This is a genomic window from Corynebacterium sp. HMSC06D04 (assembly GCF_001807315.1).
GTDB classification, from domain to species: Bacteria; Actinomycetota; Actinomycetes; order Mycobacteriales; family Mycobacteriaceae; genus Corynebacterium; species Corynebacterium simulans.
In genome coordinates this window covers 1-17,904 of record NZ_KV788559.1, presented here as the reverse complement: position 1 = coordinate 17,904, position 17,904 = coordinate 1, and the positions used below count along the sequence as shown (strand labels likewise).

The window sequence follows — 17,904 nt, the reverse complement described above, 5'->3', positions numbered from 1 at the left end:
TCTCCACATTAGGGGATGAAGGCGCCGCCGTGTGGAAAGAGGCTAGTTCTCGCCTTCCTGATTATCTTCGTCATCTTCTGCAGCGCGATCGGCGGCATCTTCGCGGTCATCGATCTCGCTGTCCAGAACCTCGTGGCGCTGCTCGGAATCACCGTCCAGGTTCGCTAGGAAAGCCTGGAACTCCGCACTGATTTCCTCGCCGGAGGGCACGGATTCCTCACCCGGCAGCAAAGCATTCGGGTGCTCCTTGCGGTAACGCTCGTGGTAGTGGTCATACTGCTGCTCGAGCTGCTGGACCACGGAGGAAACCTCCTCGGAGTCCATGACCTGTTCCTCGAGCTGCTGGTTCACGCGCGTGATGTCTTCTTCTAAGCTGCGCAGAGGCAGGTTGAGGCCTGCGGCGTTCGACACCGAGTTCAGCAGGGAGAAAGTACCCTGCGGATACGGTGAGGAAGCCAGGTAATGCGGGACCGAAACGGTAAAGCCAGCGACGTTGCGGCCCTTTTTATCCAGTGCCTTTTCCAGGAAGAGGGCGGCCGAGCCTGGAACCATCATGGTCTGCTCAATCTTCATCATGCGGCCTACCAACTCAGGGGAGTTGCCGTGCGCGGTAATCACCGTGGGGCGCGTATGCGGAACCGGCATCGGGGCGGCGTAGAGAAGGATCGTGTCGTGTACATCGAACTTCTCTGCAATGCCCACGACGGCTTCGGTGAAAGCCTCCCAGCGAAGGTCCGGCTCAGGGCCGGAAAGCAGCAGGAAAGACTTGCCGGAGTTATCGCGCAGCACCTTGATTCCGAGCTCAATGTTTTCGATTTCTACGGTGCGGTCATGGTCAATGGTGACCATGGGGCGGCGCGAGCGGTAGTCCATGAGCTCGTCGCTATTGAAGGAGGCGAGCTGGCGGCTTTCCAGCGCGGCCTTCAAGTGATCGGCAGAGGCCTCCACCGCCTGGCCGGCATCGGCATAGCCGTGCATAGCCACGATCATCGTGGGGCCTTTATCCTCACTGGAAGAATCCTTCACCACTGGGGCTGGGTATTCCAATTCGTAGATGCGCCTTTGATCATCATGCATGCGTGCGATACCTCCTTAACCTGTGCTCCGACAATACAGCTTCGGAAGACACTTACCGCTTTCAACACCGAGCCTTAAACAAGTATTCCTGAATTTCGCCCTTTAGGATCCTAAAAGCCCCGGATGGCAGGTGGCGTCGCGATGAGTTATCCACAGATTCGGCCGTTTTGGAAGACTGACCCTAGTGTGTGGCCCGCGCGCTCGCGCATAGTGAGTGCTATGAGCAAGCAAGACACACATCAGCACAGCTATCCACCGATCAACACCCCGGGACACCTTTTGGCCAACCTGCCAGGAGTGCTCGGGTTCTATCCCACCGATTCCGTAGTCTTTCTAACCTTCGAGCCTTCACCACACGGCATAGCGTTGGGCCCCGTCGCACGCGTGGACTTCGCAGACGCCAAGGCGGCGACGGAGGAAGTTTGGCAGACAATTACCACCGACCGCACCGAGGGCGTCTTCGCCTTCTTTATCACCCAGCGCCCACCCAGCGAAGTCGACACATTGGCCGAGTGGATGTACGGCTTGCACAAGCACAACGACGGCATGGACATCGACGCCGCCTGGCATACCCCGGAGATCATCACCGGCGGCAGCTATGAAATTCTCTTCGGCGCCGTCAACCACGAGGGCAAGGGGCCGATGAAGAATTGGCAGGAAGGAAAGATTCCACCGCTGACTTCTGCGCCCACCATGCACCACTGCGTGGATAAGGACTTTATCCCGGAGCTAACGCGTGAGGAGCTCTATGCCAAGCTCGCGCCGGGCAATAACCAGGTAGGAACGGTGTTGGGCCGCGAGATTGCAGAGCGCGCACGGGCTGCGGCACAGCAATTCCGTGAAGAGATCGAGCTCTACGAGGATGACCCAGAGTTAGCGCTTGAGGAGTTCCTGGATGATGCGTGGTGGCAGCTGCGCGCGGTGCAGGATTTACACGCCACGCTTGGCGACGTCGAGGCTCTCGAGACCGCCGCCACCTGGCTGGCCACCACGTGGTCGCGCGACCTGGTCATCGAGAAGCTCTGCGAGCGGCCAGACAAAGCGGCCATCCTGATGCTAGCCACGGCGAAGACCTTCGAGGGAGTCATCCGCTATAACGCGCTGGTGCTTTATGCCATCGCGCAGCTGCAGATGGAGCGCTACCAGCTGGCAGGGCCAGCGCTGAATATCCTGCTGGAGGAAGCCCCAGAGCATACCTTCGGCAATCTGGTCCACCAGCTCTACCGCAAGGGACTAGCAAGCCAGCTGACCGAAGCCCTGCGCCATTCCTCTGGGGTTGCGCGTTCCATGGCGCTGCAAGCCCGGGACGGCAAAGTGGCTTAGCGCTTGGCGGAATGAGCCTTATCGCCGAGCTGCTTGGTGAAGTTCCAAGCATCGGTGACGATGGTGCGCAGATCCGTGCGGGTGGGGTTCCAGCCCAGTTCGACCTTGATCTTCTCGGAGGAAGCAACCAGGGTGGCTGGGTCGCCGGCGCGCCGGGGAGCAATCTCTGCCGGGATTTCGTGGCCGGTGACCTCGCGGCACATCTCGATGACCTGCTTGACGGAGTAGCCATCGCCGGAGCCCAAGTTGTAGATGCGGTGGGTGCCCGGCTCGTTGCTCTGAAGCGCGAGCAGGTGTGCCTCGGCGAGGTCGCGGATGTGGATGTAATCGCGCACGGCGGTGCCATCGGTGGTGGGGTAATCATCACCGAACATGAAGATCTTGTCGCGGTGGCCTAAAGCTACTTGTAGCACCAGCGGAATCAGGTGGGTCTCCACCTCGCGGTTTTCGCCGATGAGGCCGTAAGCGCCCGCGACGTTGAAGTAGCGCAACGAAGTGGCGCCTAGGCCATAAGCCTTGGCAAAGGAGGTGATGATGTAGTCGATGGACAGCTTGGACGCGCCATAAGGGTTGGTGGGTTGGGTCGGCATGTCCTCGGTGATAGGCACCTGCTGCGGCTCGCCGTAGGTGGCGGCGGTAGAGGAGAAGACCAGGTTGTTGACACCGTGAGCGCGCATGGCGTTGAGCAGCTTCAGGGAGGTGACAACGTTGTGCTCCCAGTAGTCGGCAGGGATTTCCACCGACTCGCCAACTAGCGAGCGGGCAGCGAAGTGGACAACTCCGTCGAAGCCGCCCTCGGAGAGCACCTCATCGGCAACGTCGGCGACATCGCCTTCTACCAGGCGCGCGTTTGCCGGAACTGCCTCGCGGTTGCCGGTTGTGAAGTTATCGATGATGGTGACTTCGTGGCCTGCTTCCAGCAGAACCGCCGCGCAGACGGAGCCGACGTAGCCTGCGCCGCCAGTGACTAGGAGTTTCATTTACTTCACCTCAATGCGGATTGCGTGTGCCAGATCGTCGAGCAGCTCAATCTTGGCACCTGATTCGGTGGTAAGGGTCACCGCACCGTTGGCGTTGACCACGGTGACGGGCGCACCCACTACGACGCCGGCTGCGTTGATATCGCGGAACGTGGCGGAATCTACCTGCAAGATCTCGTTAATCTGCGTGATAGTAGCTTTGGTCTCTACGCCGTTGGGAAGGTCGATGGCGCGGGTGCCGCTCGGTGCCTCGCCAACCTCGATGCCTAATTGATCCAACGCCGGGATGGGGTTGCCGAAGGGGGAGCGGGTGGCGTCGGAAAGCACGGCGACAACGCGCTTTTCTACTTCCTCGCTCATGACGTGCTCCCAGCGGCAGGCTTCGTCGTGGACCTTGTGAATGTCGAGCCCCAGGACGTTGGTAAGCAAAAGCTCCGCGAGGCGGTGCTTACGCATCACCGCCGTGGCGAGCTCGCGGCCCTGGGCGGTGAGGTCGAGGCTGCGGTCGGTGCGCACGTGCAGCAGGCCATCGCGTTCCATGCGTGCAACGGTCTGAGATACCGTGGGCCCTGACTGCTCAAGGCGCTCGGCGATACGCGCGCGCAGGGGCGTGATGCCTTCTTCCTCAAGTTCGTAGATGGTACGCAGGTACATTTCAGTGGTATCAACTAGGTCCCTCACGTGGGCATACCTTTCTGCACGATGGTGAAAGGCGCCGTGAGCAAAAAGGCCGGAACGCACCTTTCGGTGCGGGCGACATGGCTCGCAGCGTCTTCGAACAATAACTAAACAATACCGCACTTTGCCGAGCCTGCTTCCGAAAGGGATAAACGCATCTCTTGCTTTCGGCGCGGTGTAGCTTCACATATTCTACCTATAAAAGATTGAAACCCTGTCAGCTACTGCCTATTAAAGGAGAAGTGGCTGACAGGGTGAAGAGAATTTCTCAGGAGAGGGCTAAAGATTAGAGTGCGTACTCACGCAGGCGGTCTGCACGGTTGCCGTCACGCAGCTTGGCCATGACCTCGCGCTCAATCTGGCGCACACGCTCACGGGAAAGGCCAAACTTGCGGCCAATCTGATCCAGGGTGCGCGGGACACCGTCGTCCAAGCCGTAGCGCAGGCGGATGACGTCCTGCTCGCGCTCCTCAAGGGTGTCGATGACACCGCGAATATCGGAGTGGCGCATTGCCGCCACAACGGCGGATTCGGCGTCGGTAGCTTCGGCGTCCTCGATGAAGTCACCCAGTGGTGCTTCCTCATCGGTGCCTACAGGCATGTCGAGGGAGACAGGATCGCGGGACTGACGCAGCAGCATCTCGATCTTGGATTCCTCGATGCCGGACTCTTCAGCCAGCTCCTCATTGGTGGCCTCGCGGCCCAGGGACTGGTACATCTCACGCTTGATGCGGGAGAGCTTGTTGACCTGCTCTACCAGGTGGACTGGCAGACGGATGGTGCGGGACTGGTCAGCCATGCCGCGGGTAATGGCCTGACGGATCCACCAGGTGGCGTAGGTGGAGAACTTAAAGCCCTTGGCGTAATCAAACTTCTCCATGGCGCGGATAAGGCCCAGGTTGCCTTCCTGGATGAGATCCAGAAGTGGCATGCCGCGGCCGGTGTAGCGTTTCGCAAGCGAAACGACCAAGCGCAGGTTTGCCTCCAGCAGGTGGGAGCGTGCCTTCTTGCCTTCCCGGACCAGAATTTTGAGATCACGCTTTTCGGCGCGGGTGACCTTTTCTGCATTCGCCAGCTTGTACTCGGCGTAGAGACCAACCTCGATGCGCTGGGCGAGTTCTACCTCATCTTCAGCGCTGAGCAGTGCGGTTTTGCCGATGCCGTTGAGATAAACACGGACCAAGTCGGCGGAAGGGTTGTCATTGGTCTGGTTGCGGCGTGAGCCGCGGTCTACCTCCGGCTCCTCTTCATTTGAATTGCTTCCAAGGTCAGCGGCCTTGGTGTGGGACTTTTCAGCCATCTCTAGCCTCCTGAGGTTGCGGCTTTGTACATGAGGTACAACGAAGTGCTTGCGCGTTTAGTTCCCCGGTTTAGAAAAATTTTTCAAAAGTAGTGCAGACATAAAGGAGGCCCTCCCCGCATACGGGGGAGGGCTCACTCATGGCATGGGCAGTTTGACCTTGCAGTTGGCCATTGGGGCCGGCTAGCTACGCACCTTTACCAAGTATCGGTAGATGGTCGGCTCGGAGACCCTGAGGCGCTCTGCCGCGGCGGCGATTCCGCCCTTCAAGAGGAAAAAGCCGCTATCTTCGAGGGCGCGAACGACCTCGATGCGCTCGTCGCGCTGCATGCGTCGGACAGGCACGGACTGGGTAGAAATCGCGGAGTCCAGCATGGAGTCCAACAGGTTCTCTACGTTGTCGCGCAGCGATTCGCTGACCGCTTCCTCTGGCTCTGGCTCTGGGGCCACGGCAGCATGGGCTGTGCGTGCTCCCGGGTAGCCGCCGAAGGCTTCGGCCTTGTCCGGTGCTTCCTCGGTGTTGCCGATGAGGAAGCTGGCGGCGTTGCGGATTGCTACGAGATCCGAGATGTCGACGTTGATGCACAGCATGCCGCGCATGTGGCCCGTCTCATCACGCAGGAAGTAGCTAGAGGAGTGGCAAATCTTGCCTTCCGTGTTGACGGCCCGGTAGCCGGTCATCATGGGGACGGCGGAGGCGTCGCCTTGTTTCATAAACCACAGGGCGAAATCAGTTACAGGACCGCCAATCTGGCGGCCGGAGATGTGGCCGTTCGCAATGGCGATGATTGACTGATCTGGGACATCGAGATCGTGCAGAACGATCTCAGTGTTTGGGCCCAAGGCCTGGCCTAGAAATTCGACGAGTGGTACGTACTGCCCGAGGAAATCTTGGTCTATGCCATGACTGTTGAGTTCATTCATCAGCTGAAGCATGTCCTTTAAGTTCCTGACACTTTAAGAAAGTTGGATAGATATTAACACGACAAAAAGCGGGTAAACACGAGCGGCCAAGCGCTGTGTTCACCCGCTCAAGGTGTGCCTTACGGCAGTATTAGCCGCAGACTGGGATAGGTGGGTGGATAGCCAGTGCAAGGCCACCCTGGGAGGTCTCGCGGTACTTGGCGTTCATATCCTTACCCGTCTTGTACATCGTCCAGATGACGTCATCGAGGCTGACGCATGGCTTGGACTCGCGCTCAAGGGCCATGCGGGCGCTGGTGATGGAGTCAACTGCAGCGACTGCGTTGCGCTCGATGCACGGAATCTGTACCTGGCCCAGGACCGGGTCACAGGTCAAGCCGAGCTTGTGCTCCATAGCGATTTCGGCTGCGATGCAGACCTGCTCTGGGGTAGCGCCCATGAGCTGAGCCAGACCGCCGGCGGCCATGGAACAGGCGACGCCGACCTCGCCCTGGCAACCAACCTCTGCACCCGAGATGGATGCATTCATCTTGTACAGCGAAGCAATCTGGTTGCAGGCGAAGATGTAGTCGGAGAACATCTCCTCGGTGACCGGCTCAACGAACTTGTCGTAGTAGGCGATGACTGCTGGGACGATGCCGCAAGCGCCGTTGGTAGGAGCGGTGACCACGCGGCCACACGAAGCGTTTTCCTCGGAGATGGAAAGCGCGAACATGTTGACCCAGTCGAGGATGTTGAGGCCATCGTGCGGCTCATCCGTTTCCAGCAGGCGCTTGAGCGCAGCAGCACGGCGTGGGACGAGGAGCTGGCCCGGCAGAGGGCCGTCAGTTGATGAGCCACGCTCGATGCCGGTGTACATGACATCGCGGACCTTGCGCATGTGCTCCTTGACCTCTTCTTCGGTGGCGTGTGCCAGCTCGTTGGCCATGCCCAGCTCTGGAAGAGTCAAGTTGTGCTGCTCGCAGAGGGCGAGCATTTCCTGTGCGCTTGCGTAGGCGTAAGGAACCTTGACGTTGTCCTCGCCGCGCTTTGCAAAATCTTCCTGGGAGACAATGAAACCGCCGCCGATGGAGTAGTAGGTCTTGTGGAGCAACTCTTCATCACCGTTGAAGGCGATGAGGCACATGCCGTTCTCGTGCATCGGCAGGTACTCGTTGTGGAAGTAGAAGCCGCCTTCCTTCGGGAAATCGACCTCGCGGGTACCACCGAGCATGAGCTTTTCGGAGGTGCGAACGTTCTTCACGAATTCGTTGATGCCGTCGATGTCTACGGTCTCTGGCACCTCGCCGGCCAGGCCCAGGAGGATGGCCTTATCGGTGGAGTGACCGATGCCGGTAAGCGAGAGGGAACCGTACACGTTGGCTTGAATGCGGGTGACGTGGTCGAAGATGTCCTTTTCTTTCAGCTCATCTACGAACGCCTTACCAGCCTTCATTGGGCCAAGCGTGTGTGAGCTTGAGGGGCCGATGCCGATCTTGAACATATCGAAAATGCTGATGAACATTGCTTTTCCTTGAATCTTCCGAGGGGGAGAGGGGGTCCGGGGGTTTCTAGTGTTTAGAAAGCCTGGACGATGGTGTAGAGGATGGTGGCGACAGCTACCAGGCCCATGAAGAAGACGAAGTAGTTGGAAGCCTGGCCCTTGAAGCGCTGCAGTGCAGGAACCTTGTGGATTGCCCACATCGGGATGAGGAAGAGGATGAGTGCAATCGTCGGGCCACACAGGGTCTCAATCATGCCCAGGATGGATGGGTCTGCCCAAGCGGTCAGCCATGCGGTAACCAGCATGAAGATGAGGGTGATGGTGCCGAGCTTGCGAGCGGTTGCAGCGTCGTCCTTGTCGAGGTTCTTGTTGCCTTTGAGGATGAGGCCTTCGAAGCCCTCAGCAGCGCCGAGGTAGTGGCCGAGGAAGGACTTTGCAACAGCGATCATTGCGATAATCGGTGCAATCCACTGGATGATCGGGGTATCGAAGTGGTTAGCCAGGTAGGACAGGATGGTGATGTTCTGGGCTTTTGCTTCTGCCATGTCAGCTGGCGACAGTGACAGTGCGCAGGAGAAGACGAAGAACATAACGACGACGACCATGAGGATTTCTGCGCGCAGCAGGATGGTGCGTGCCTTGACCTCGCCGAACTTGCCGTAGGTCTCGCGGCGGTCAACTGCGAAGGAGGAAATCATCGGGGAGTGGTTGAAGGAGAAGACCATAACCGGAACCAGGAGCATCAGGGTGACGCCCAAGCTGTGGCCGGAAGCTTCACGGGCAACGTTCAGGTCGAAGGAATCGAACAGTGCGGTGTTCCACTTCGGGATGAGGTAGATGGACAGGAGGACCAGGACGGCGATGAATGGGTAGACCAGCCAGGACATGACGTGGACGATGACATCCTTGCCCATGCGGACGATGAGGATGAGGCCGCCGACGAGCAGCAGGGAGGTCAGCCAGCGGTCCGGCGGGGTGACGCCGAGCTGGTTCTCCAGGAAGGAGTTAACCGTGTTGGTGATGGTCACGGAGTAGACCAAGAGGATGGGGTAGACGGACAGGAAGTACAGGATGTTCATGAACACGCCTGCCTTGATGCCGAAGTGCTCCTCGACGACGTCGGTCAGGTCACCGGATGGCTTGGAGCTGGAGAGAACCAGGCGAGCCAGGCCGCGGTGTGCCCAGTAGGTCATCGGCAGGGCAACAACCGTCATGATGATGAGCGGGATGATGCCGCCGATGCCGGCGTTGATTGGGAGGAACAGAACGCCTGCACCGATTGCGGTGCCGAAGAGGGAGAGCATCCAGGTTAGGTCGGAGTTGTTCCACTTCGGTGCGCCGGTGGTGCCGGCGAATGGGGATTCTGCAGGATCGAATCCTGCGGCTTGTTCAGCTTTGACTGCTTTTGAGGTCTTCATGTTCTCAGGCATGTTTGGCTCATTCTCCGGATGATTAGCGGTGTCTTTCCGCAAGACTGAGTGAGACATTTTTTGGTCTCCTTGATGTCTCTAGTTGGTTGACCGAAGCCTTAGAGCTTGGCGCAACTTTGCAAGTCTTGAGAATTTTCTCGCGGCTACAATTTTGCAACTGCAGTTGGACTTTTCAACTCTGTGTCCTGCAGCTTCAGCCCTTGTTGCTTCGCTGTGTCTTTATCATAAGCCTGTTTGGAGAAGATTTGATAATAAATTATCGCATTGCAAGTACGTTTTTTATCACTCCCTCAAAATTTGAGTTTTACGCCAGATTGTGCTTTGTTCAACACCCTAAATTAAACGATGAACTAAGTCACATCCAATAAGAAAAAGCGCAGGTAAAAGCACCTGCGCCGTTGGGGCATCTTCTGCCCCTTGGTTTTAATTGATCCCCTTTAGGTTTCCACCAGAACGGTGAAGGGGCCTTGATTGACGGATGCAACTTCCATCATCGCGCCGAACTTTCCGGTCTCAACGTGGACGCCGCGTGCAAGAAGTCCTGCAATGATTTTCTCAATCACAGGCTCTGCTGCATCCCCGGGCGCGGCATCAGACCAAGAGGGGCGGCGGCCCTTGGCGGTCTTGCCATAGAGCGTAAACTGGCTAACTACCAGTACGGGAGCGCCTGCTTCCTTGACGGATTTCTCGCCTTCGAGGATGCGTAGCTCGGCAATCTTGCGCGCCATCTTTTCTATCTTGGCTTCTAGCTCTGCAGTATTTACTGCAGTGTCTTCGCGCGATACTCCCACAAGGGCGAGGAGCCCGCCGGTTTCTGGGCAGTCGATAGCGCCTACGACCTCGCCCTCCACGGTCACTGAAGCGCTGGATACTCGGGTTAAAACTGCGCGCATTAGTCTTCCTCCTCCGCAGTTAGGTTTTGGCCGGCAGCGACCGCGCCTGCCTCGAGGTTGCAGAACGGGGCCAGCTCGGTGGGGATAATGAGGCCGTGGCGGATGAGGTCAACCATGGCCGGCAGCGCGGAGGCCACCAGCTCCTCCTCATCGAAGCCCTGGGCTGCGGCGTAGAGCTCGATGGTCTCGCCAAGGGAGAGCCCCGCTGGGTTTAAGCCGGCGACGATGGCCGCGATGTGCTTGTCGACGTCGTGGGACCAGCGTGGGCCCTCCGTGCGGGTAAGGCGCAGCGCGGCGGGGGCAAAGCCCATGCCCAACTCGGCGTCGGGAAGCTGCACGTCCTCGCGGGCCACGCCGGGGCGGACCTGGAAGTGCTTGGTCTCTAGCTCGCCCGGGACAAGACCTCGGAGCCAGGCCACGCGCGCGAAGTATTCCTCTACTTCTGGGCCCAGGGGATCGGTGAAAGGCTGCGGCATGTACTCGGCGAGGACGTCGGAAGGCTCGTCATCGTCGATGCGCTGGATGGCCACAAAACCAAAGCCGATGCCGGTGACGTCGTGCTCGTTAAAGTGCTCAAGCCAAAGCCGGGCGCGCTCGCGGCCGAGGTCGCTGCGAACATCCACGGACTCGTCCTTGAGCCAGGTGGAGACGTAGAGGGCAGGGTCGGCGACGTCGCGCTGGATTATCCAGGCGGCCACGCCCTTTTCTGGAAGCCAGGAGGCCACGCGCTGCTGCCAGGACTGTTCGCCCTGGTGGACCCATGCTCCCAAGATGTGTGCGCTGCCGCCTGGTGCGAGGTGCTCGACTGCCTGGGAGACCACGAGCTCGCTGGCGCCGTCCAGGTTAAGCCCGGAGTCGCGGTAGATGTGGCCGACTTCCGGCAGGCCCACCACGAAAGGCGGGTTGGCCACGATGCGATCGAAGCGGCGGCTGGCTACTGGTTCAAACCAGGAGCCCTGGAGCAGTTCGACCTTTTCTTCTGCCGCGGGGCCTGCGGCGGCCAGCGTGGCGCGCGCGAGGTCCAGAGCGCGGGAGTGTAGGTCGGTGGCCGTCACGTGGGCGGCGGTGGAAAGCTGGCCGAGCAGCTGCACGCCGGAGCCGGTGCCTAGGTCCAATGTGGTCTCCACCGGAGTAAGCGGCGTCGATTGCAAAAGCGAGAGGCTGGCCGCTCCCACGCCGAGCACGTGCTCGGAGCCCGGGACGTGGTCCACCAGGGAAGCATCCACGTCAGAGAAGACCAGGCGGTTGGTGCCGACGATGATGTGTGGGCGGATGTCATAGGCAATGTAGGCATTGCCGGACTCGTCGAGTTGTGCGACGCCTGCATCCATGAGCTTGGTGGCAAGGCGGGCGCCGAGGACGTCGGAAAGCTGCGTCGGAGCCACGGCGTCGTGCAGGATAAACAGACGGATGAGCGCGTCCAAGGTGGTATCACCCGCAGCGCCCAGGGCCACAGCGGCCGGCTCGCCGCGGTGAAGCGCCTCGGTGTATTCGGGGCCCAAGTGCCCGGCGATGCCGTCGGCGGTGAAACCGTGGGAGCTTAAGAACTCGCCAAGCTCCGCGGCGACGGCGGCGACGGGGAGCTCGGGATTGAAGTCAGGTCCAAATTTAGTCATCATCTTTTCTCCGTCTTTTCTCCAGCCTTATTTCTTAATCTGTTTATCTATGCCGATTATTGCGAGTCGTCGTCATGATCGATGGTCTCGGCAGACCGCTGCTCGATGCCCTCGCGCTTGGGCTGGGCTAGTTGCTCTGCCTGCATTTGCGCCATCTGGCGGGCAAGCGCCGGCTTATAGATGTTCTTTTCGCGCTTGTCCTTGCGCTGGCCCTGCGCGTTACCAATCACCACGGCGATCCACGGCAGCGGGAAGGTAACGGCGATGATTAAGGTGCCGGCGAGCCAGGCGTCGAAGAAGTACATGAGCGCGCCGCCTATGAGGAGGGAGGGGACGCGCAGAAACTGCAGGATGGAATAGGTGACTTCGCGCCGATGCAACTGCTGGCCCGGGGAGAGCTGGGCGGTGGTGATGAGGTGGGCTTCGCGGCGTTGGAAAGGGCGCGCCCATCCGCGCCGCCCCGTTTGTGGGGTGCCGGAGGAATTTCGGCTTAACCTATCGCGCGAGTTCTTGGGGGACATGCGTACAAGGGTAGACGGGCGAGGTGCGAACTTCGACACCGATGCGGCATGATTGGTGGAGTGAGTACGACGACTAAGACGATTGAACGCCCCGACGTCCGCGAGGACACGTCCACTTCTGATGACACCCCGAAGTTCTTTCATTACGTAAAGAAAGACCAGATTTTGGACTCCGCAGTCAACGGTAAGTACGTCGTTGCGCTGTGTGGCGAGACCTTCCCCGTAACCAAGCAGGCAAAGCCCGGCTCCCCGGTATGCCCGGATTGTGAGCGCGTGTACAAGGGCCTGCGCCGCAAGTGAGCCGCCCGGTGAGTAATTCTGTGTCCCGCAACCCCAGAAGATTCGCCAACAACGGAAAGCTACGCGCCTGGCAGCAGGCCGCCCTCGATAAGTTCCTGGCCAAAAAGCCGCAGGACTTCATGGCCGTGGCAACGCCTGGTGCAGGTAAGACCACCTTCGCTCTGCGCATTGCCACGGAGCTGATGGAAGACCGCACGGTTGAGCGCGTCATCGTCGTGGTGCCTACTGAACACCTGAAGATTCAGTGGTCCCAGTCGGCCGCGCGGGTGGGCTTGGCGCTGGATCCGAACTTCTCGAATTCTTCTGCCGTGAACCCGGCGATGGACGGCATCGTGGTGACCTATGCCCAGGTGGGCATGCACCCGTTCAAGCACCGCGCGGTGGCTTCGGCGCGCCGTACGTTGGTGATCCTGGATGAGATTCACCACGCCGGTGACGCCAAGAGCTGGGGCGACGGCGTGCGTGAGGCTTATGACGACGTCGAGCACCGCTTGGCGCTTACCGGTACGCCTTTCCGCTCGGATGACTCGCAGATTCCTTTCGTGCGCTACGAGCAGGACGGCGAGGGCCACCTGGTCTCTCGCTCGGATCACGCCTATAACTATGGCGATGCGCTTCGCGACGGCGTCGTGCGCCCCGTTGTGTTCTTGTCTTACTCGGGCGAGGCGCGTTGGCGTGACTCCGCGGGTGAGGAATACGCCGCGCGTCTGGGCGATATCTTGAACCCTGAGCAGACAGCCCGTGCATGGAAGACGGCGCTGGACCCGAAGGGCGAGTGGATCCCGGCGGTGCTGCAGGCCGCACACACGCGCCTTATGCAGATGCGCCGCAACATGCCGGACGCCGGCGGCCTGGTGCTTGCTACCGATACGCAGACCGCGCGTGCCTACGCGAAGCTGCTGAAGCAGATTTCCTCGACCCCGGTCTCGGTGATTTTGTCCGATGACCCGGGCTCCTCGGACCGCATTGAGGAGTTTTCCAAGTCCACCGACGAGTGGATGGTGGCAGTGCGCATGGTGTCTGAGGGCGTCGACGTCCCGCGCCTAGCGGTGGGCGTTTACGCCACCTCGGCCTCGACTCCGCTGTTCTTCGCGCAGGCAATCGGCCGCTTCGTGCGATCGCGTATGCCCGGTGAGACCGCCTCGGTGTTCCTGCCTTCCGTGCCGGTGCTGCTGGGCCTGGCTGAGAACATGGAAAAGGAACGCAACCATGTCCTGGGTGAGGAAAAGGGCCCCGATAAAGAGGGCTGGGACGACGAGCTATTGGCGGAGGCCAATACTAAGAAGTCTGAGCCCGACATGCTCGAGCCCTCCTACGAGGCCCTCGGCGCTGAGGCGGAATTTTCCGGCTTGCTGTTTAACGGCTCGCAGTTCAACACCGGCGATATCACCGAAGACGTCGATGCGGACTTCCTGGGCATCCCCGGGCTTCTCGACGCCGACCAGGTCAAGGACCTGCTGCGCAAAAAGCAGTCGGAGGAACTCGACCGCCGCGAAGCAGAGGAGAAGGCGCGCCGGGCTGCTGAGGCCGCTGAGGAACAGCGCCGCAAGCTCTACGGCATGCAGTACGCCCCGAAGCGCCGTGAGGAACCAGCCAACAACCAAGAATCCACCGGCGTGGTGGATGAGATTGGCAACCTGCGCAAGGAGCTCAACACCGTTGTCTCCATTACCGCGCAGCGCACCGGCCGCCCCCACGGCGCCATTCACACCGAGGTCCGCAAGGCCTGCGGCGGCCCACCCACCGCGCTTTGCGACGCCGAGCAACTGCGCCAGCGCATCGAGTACCTGCGCAAGTGGTAGGTGACGCGACGCGGTGCACTCCTAGCGTGGAGCGCACCCAGCGTGGGTAACTTAGTCAAAAGCAGTAGTCAAAAGCAATAGAACGATTAGCGATAACACGATTAAGGCTTGTGGGCAGCACTCAAGGAGGCCAAGCGTATGACCACCCCGAACGACCCTCACACCCCGGGCAACGGGAAGAATTCCGACAGCGCCGAAGGTGCGGTATTCCCGGCCTATGCCGGTGGTGGTGTCGGTGAACCTCAAGCCGAAAAGAAAAGCGTGATCGCTATTTGGGCTCTCGTAATCGGCATCATTGCGCTGGTGTCTTTGTTCCTAGTTGTTCCACCGCTGCTGCTGGGGCCGATTGGCATCATCGTCTCCATCGTCGCATTGCTAAAAGGCAAGAAGCGACCAAAAGAGCTGCGCCGCACCTGGATGTCCATCGCCGGCTTGATTACCTCAATTATCGCTTTGATCTTGTCCGTTGCTTTCTCGATTTACTTGTATACGCACATTGGTTGGACGATGACGCCTGACCCTGAAATGTGCATGACCATCGATGACCCAGCGCAAAAGCAAGCCTGCATGGAAGATTCTTTGGACGGCGCTACTCAAAACTAGATTGCCAGTGATTTCACAGGTTCCGTCAGTAACGTGGCCGGAAGCGTTTACAAACGCATAAGCTATTTAACGCACATATTCGATAAAAGCACGCTATTAGGGCTGCCCCAAGGAGGCCAAACGCATGACCACCCCGAACAACCCAGAGAACCCGAACAACCCGAACAACCCAGAGAACCCGAACAACCTGAACAACCCAGAGAACCCGGACAACGCAAAGAGCCCATTTAGCAGCGACAGCACCAGCAAGCTGCCGTCCTACGGTGAGGCAACCTCCAAGGCCAACGAGGAGCGCGCTCACGACGCATACGCCACGGACGCTAACGCAACCGCCGCTGGCACCGGCTACCCGGCCTACGCTGGTGCTGACAGCCAGCCGGCAAAGAAGAACGCCGTTGCTATCTGGGCGATGGTCATCGGCATCATCGCGCTGCTGTCCCTGCTGCTGATTGTTCCGCCGCTGCTGCTTGGCCCAATCGGCATCATCGTCTCCATCATCGCGCTGGTCGTTGGCAGCAAGCGCCCGAAGGAGCTGCGCCGCACCTGGATGTCCATCGTCGGCCTAATTACTTCCATCCTGGCTCTCGGTGGCACCATCGCCGTCATGGCCCTCGGCGTGAAGGTCCTCGGCGACACTGGCGCCGACAAGTGCCTGGAGCTGCAGGACCCTGCCCAGCAGCAGGCCTGCATGGAGGATACCCTGGGCACCGCAGCGCAGCAGTAAGGGAAATACCCACACACTGCACTAAGTAACCCCCACGAGCCCCGACCATATACGTGGTTGGAAGGCACGTGGGGGTTCTTAATGTCTCGTGGAAGTCGCAGTCGCACCGTCACTTGGCGTCGGTAAGTGCGTTTCCGAGCGGAACTAGGAGAGGGGATTAACCCTGTTTGATAATTATTGAACGGTGTTCAAGATGCTGGGCTACGATACCTGCATGGCAGAAATCTCGACTGTGCTGATGAGTATTAAGATGCGTGCAAGCCTTGAAGGTAGGCATATCTCGGGCGCTGAACGCATCGTGGAACCACACCTTGTTCCTCGCGTGAGCTCAGAGCTTGCCACTCGGGCGTTGCGGCATGAGAAGGGCGTGCCGGATTCCATCAACATTGCTACGAGGGCGGTTGCAGCAAGCGACATTGCTCATGTCAGTGCCTTGAAAGTTAGTACACAGGACTGCGAGAACCCGGAGTCTGCACAAACAGCGATGATAGCCGTGCTCGCTAGGAACAACCGTGTTTCCGAAAGTGCAGCCCGCCGAGGTATCGAGCTTCTGTACCGCACCCGCGATATGCGCGGTGCGAGCATCGTCTGCGCGGAAACCGGTGAGCGTCTAGACACTCACGAGCAACGAGGCGTTCGGGTGGGAACATTTGATTGGTCTGATTTCCTTTGCGCCGAGTCGAAGAACCATCGGGCTGATGCCGTTGCTTTAGCATCCAAGGCTCTTGCTGCGCCGGGCATTGTCGCGGAAGTCTGTATTTCCGATGACCCGAGCTACACCACGGGTTATGTTGCGGTCGAAGGTTCCTATACGGCTTTGCACAACGTCAAGGCTGAAGGCGGGAAACAAGGCGGACGTGTCTTGTTCTATTCAGGCGCACTTAGTGCACTTCCGGCGACAGAGCAGTGGCTGCGTGAAAAGCCTGTCCTTGTGGAAGGATCTTGGCAATGAGCCTGGAAGACTGGGCATTCAGTTCTAATGCTTCGTGGCGTGAGCGTGGTCTGGAAAGAGTCGAAAGGATCATTAGCGGTAGTCAAAGTCCGCGCACCGTGGTCGATGGGCGTGAAACGCTGCTTGCGGGATCGTCTGATTACCTGGGGCTCGGGGCGAATCGCGCGCTTGCCGACGCAGCCCACGAAGCAACGCTGCGCGCCGGGGTGGGGTCGGGAGGATCGCGACTGACTACGGGTACGAGTGATTATCATGTCGCGCTCGAGCGTGATCTGGCTGGTTTTGTCGGTGCGCCGGCAGCGCTCGTGTTCGGTTCGGGTTACCACGCCAACATGGGAGTAATCCCTGCGCTTGCTGCAGCTGCGCGAGATCGTGGCGAGAGACTTTCTGTTTTCTCTGACGCTGATAATCATGCGAGCATCATCGACGGCATCCGGCTGGCCAAGTCGAGCTACCAAGGGGTCCGGTCATCTGTTTATCCGCACCTCGACGTGAAAATCTTAGAAGAGCAGCTAGCTGCCGATGCATCAGAGCGCCGATTGATTGTCAGTGACGGCGTATTTTCCATGTCCGGCGAGCTTGCGAATCTCCATGCGCTTCAGGAACTTGCTCAGGATTACAACGCCTGGTTGATGATCGATGACGCGCACGGGATCGGCACACTTGGCAGAAATGGACGCGGCGTTTGTGAGCATTTCGATTTACCTTTGCCGGATATCTATATCGGTACCGCTAGCAAAGCCCTAGGTGTGGCGGGCGCTTTCGTCGTGGGCAGTGAGCCACTTATCGAGCTATGCCGCCAACGCTGCCGCAGCTATATCTTCTCAACGTCCATGCCACCATCGCAGGCGGCTGCTATTAGTGCGGCGTTAGCTCTTGTTCCTTCGCATGTGCCACGGCTTGCCCGCGTCGTGCACAACCTTCGGCAGCGTCTGCGGGCGAACGGATGGAAAGTGGCGGACTCGCCCGCACCTATTATCGTCTTGCCAGTAGGCGCTGAGGACGCAGCTATGGAGTGTGCGGCACAGGCGGCTGAAAGGGGAGTAATTGTTTCTCCGATCCGCTATCCGTCGGTACCGCTCGGACAGGCATTGCTAAGACTTACAGCTCATGCCGACTACTCCGAGGATGATATTGCGCTCATTGTCGATGCCGTAGGCCCTGCGCCTCAATAACGAGACCGCGGCGCTCACCACAAAGTAACCATCACAATGAGAGTTAGTTCCATTAGTGCTGCCTGCCAGATTATGTGATGGCCGAAGGCTGTCGATTTGGGGTAGTTGGTACCGCGAGTCTGC

17 protein-coding genes are annotated in these 17,904 nt (G+C 59.4%); 7 read left to right on the top strand and 10 right to left on the bottom strand.

Going from position 1 to position 17,904, the window contains the following annotated elements:
- Positions 1-42 precede the first annotated feature (42 nt).
- Positions 43-1,077 (bottom strand): PAC2 family protein, encoded by a 1,035-nt coding sequence (locus HMPREF3155_RS09770; protein ID WP_061922971.1) that lies wholly within the window; start codon positions 1,075-1,077, stop codon positions 43-45.
- Between the two features lie 219 nt (positions 1,078-1,296).
- Here HMPREF3155_RS09770 and HMPREF3155_RS09765 point away from each other — a divergent pair, with 219 nt between their 5' ends.
- Positions 1,297-2,400 carry a DUF4192 domain-containing protein gene (locus HMPREF3155_RS09765; protein ID WP_061922968.1) on the top strand — a complete coding sequence of 368 codons (1,104 nt, stop codon included), beginning with the start codon at positions 1,297-1,299 and terminating at the stop codon, positions 2,398-2,400.
- Here HMPREF3155_RS09765 and galE read toward each other — a convergent pair.
- The 9 genes from galE to HMPREF3155_RS09720 form a co-directional block, all read right to left on the bottom strand.
- Positions 2,397-3,380, bottom strand: coding sequence for a UDP-glucose 4-epimerase GalE (galE, locus tag HMPREF3155_RS09760; RefSeq protein WP_070433212.1), 984 nt, complete (start codon positions 3,378-3,380; stop codon positions 2,397-2,399). The two genes, HMPREF3155_RS09765 and galE, sit on opposite strands and share 4 nt — an antisense overlap.
- Positions 3,381-4,061 carry a metal-dependent transcriptional regulator gene (locus HMPREF3155_RS09755; RefSeq protein ID WP_062040381.1) on the bottom strand — a complete coding sequence of 227 codons (681 nt, stop codon included), beginning with the start codon at positions 4,059-4,061 and terminating at the stop codon, positions 3,381-3,383.
- 283 nt (positions 4,062-4,344) lie between these two features.
- Positions 4,345-5,358 (bottom strand): sigma-70 family RNA polymerase sigma factor, encoded by a 1,014-nt coding sequence (locus tag HMPREF3155_RS09750; RefSeq protein ID WP_070433211.1) that lies wholly within the window; start codon positions 5,356-5,358, stop codon positions 4,345-4,347.
- 183 nt (positions 5,359-5,541) lie between these two features.
- Complete coding sequence (locus HMPREF3155_RS09745; protein ID WP_235591052.1) at positions 5,542-6,282, bottom strand: helix-turn-helix transcriptional regulator; 741 nt, start codon at positions 6,280-6,282, stop codon at positions 5,542-5,544.
- A gap of 130 nt (positions 6,283-6,412) precedes the next feature.
- Positions 6,413-7,786, bottom strand: coding sequence for an L-serine ammonia-lyase (locus HMPREF3155_RS09740; protein WP_061922955.1), 1,374 nt, complete (start codon positions 7,784-7,786; stop codon positions 6,413-6,415).
- 53 nt (positions 7,787-7,839) lie between these two features.
- Positions 7,840-9,195: an SLC5/6 family protein gene (locus tag HMPREF3155_RS09735; protein ID WP_061923643.1), complete on the bottom strand. Its 1,356-nt coding sequence runs from the start codon at positions 9,193-9,195 to the stop codon at positions 7,840-7,842.
- Between the two features lie 437 nt (positions 9,196-9,632).
- Positions 9,633-10,088 carry a D-aminoacyl-tRNA deacylase gene (gene dtd / locus HMPREF3155_RS09730; RefSeq protein ID WP_070433210.1) on the bottom strand — a complete coding sequence of 152 codons (456 nt, stop codon included), beginning with the start codon at positions 10,086-10,088 and terminating at the stop codon, positions 9,633-9,635.
- The gene (locus HMPREF3155_RS09725; protein WP_210385664.1) at positions 10,088-11,704 is read right to left on the bottom strand and encodes a DUF7782 domain-containing protein; all 1,617 of its coding nucleotides are present in this window, start codon (positions 11,702-11,704) and stop codon (positions 10,088-10,090) included. The genes dtd and HMPREF3155_RS09725 overlap by 1 nt, the downstream gene beginning before the upstream one ends.
- A 56-nt stretch (positions 11,705-11,760) precedes the next feature.
- Positions 11,761-12,225, bottom strand: a complete 465-nt coding sequence (locus HMPREF3155_RS09720; RefSeq protein ID WP_083281303.1) for a DUF3099 domain-containing protein — start codon at positions 12,223-12,225, stop codon at positions 11,761-11,763.
- A 48-nt stretch (positions 12,226-12,273) separates the two neighbouring features.
- Here HMPREF3155_RS09720 and HMPREF3155_RS09715 point away from each other — a divergent pair, with 48 nt between their 5' ends.
- The 6 genes from HMPREF3155_RS09715 to HMPREF3155_RS09690 all read left to right on the top strand — a co-directional run bounded on the left by HMPREF3155_RS09715 (position 12,274) and on the right by HMPREF3155_RS09690 (position 17,781).
- Positions 12,274-12,525, top strand: coding sequence for a DUF3039 domain-containing protein (locus HMPREF3155_RS09715; RefSeq protein WP_049192065.1), 252 nt, complete (start codon positions 12,274-12,276; stop codon positions 12,523-12,525).
- Between the two features lie 8 nt (positions 12,526-12,533).
- Positions 12,534-14,327 (top strand): DEAD/DEAH box helicase, encoded by a 1,794-nt coding sequence (locus HMPREF3155_RS09710; RefSeq protein WP_246817728.1) that lies wholly within the window; start codon positions 12,534-12,536, stop codon positions 14,325-14,327.
- A 138-nt stretch (positions 14,328-14,465) separates the two neighbouring features.
- Positions 14,466-14,930, top strand: coding sequence for a DUF4190 domain-containing protein (locus HMPREF3155_RS09705; protein ID WP_070433207.1), 465 nt, complete (start codon positions 14,466-14,468; stop codon positions 14,928-14,930).
- 124 nt (positions 14,931-15,054) lie between these two features.
- Positions 15,055-15,654, top strand: coding sequence for a hypothetical protein (locus tag HMPREF3155_RS09700; RefSeq protein WP_246817727.1), 600 nt, complete (start codon positions 15,055-15,057; stop codon positions 15,652-15,654).
- A gap of 214 nt (positions 15,655-15,868) precedes the next feature.
- Positions 15,869-16,606, top strand: coding sequence for a 6-carboxyhexanoate--CoA ligase (locus HMPREF3155_RS09695; RefSeq protein WP_246817726.1), 738 nt, complete (start codon positions 15,869-15,871; stop codon positions 16,604-16,606).
- Positions 16,603-17,781, top strand: a complete 1,179-nt coding sequence (locus tag HMPREF3155_RS09690) for an aminotransferase class I/II-fold pyridoxal phosphate-dependent enzyme (RefSeq protein WP_070433206.1) — start codon at positions 16,603-16,605, stop codon at positions 17,779-17,781. Before HMPREF3155_RS09695 ends, HMPREF3155_RS09690 begins: the two co-directional genes overlap by 4 nt.
- The last annotated feature ends 123 nt before the right edge of the window (positions 17,782-17,904 follow it).